Annotated in this window: 2 pseudogenes; both read right to left on the reverse strand. The window is 67.9% G+C overall.

Annotated features, from left to right (window positions below):
* Positions 1 to 227 (reverse strand): annotated as a pseudogene (locus ACYP5B_RS40715) (DNA polymerase Y family protein); the annotation flags it as partial.
* Positions 228 to 234: 7 nt separating this feature from the next.
* A pseudogene (locus ACYP5B_RS40720) lies at positions 235 to 486 on the reverse strand (translesion DNA synthesis-associated protein ImuA); the annotation flags it as partial.

A 486-nucleotide genomic window follows, 5' to 3' on the forward strand; every position in this document is an offset into this window, starting at 1 on the left:
TCGACCAGTACCGAGGCCTCTTCCGCTTCGACCACGTTCGGCGAGAACTGCAGCAGCGCCATGGCCACCGCCCGCAAGGCCTCGGCCTCTTTCGCCGGCGCCCGGTCGTAGAGGAGCGTCTGCGGGGCCATCGTCAGCACACCGCCACGGCGCATCTGCAGGCGAATGCCCGCCTGTATCGCCATGCGCGAAGCAAGATGAACCCGTTCCTTCTCCAGCACCGCCACGGCGAGCTCAGTGGACCAGCTCGGCCGGAACACTTCGAGGGATAGGGAGGGCAGGTGCAGGCAAATCCAGAGGCGCAACATGACGGTGAAGCAGGATCGGCGACGGCTCCAGCGAGACGAGCAGAGGCTTATCTTGCTGCGGACCGCGCCGCTTGATGAAGGTGAGTTCGACGCCGCCGGCGGCCGGCGCGATGCCGATGCGCAGCGGCGCCGGTGAGGCGTCACGCGCGCAGGCCAGCGGCCGCATCAGGCAGAACAG

The organism is Cupriavidus sp. 8B, assembly GCF_054589115.1.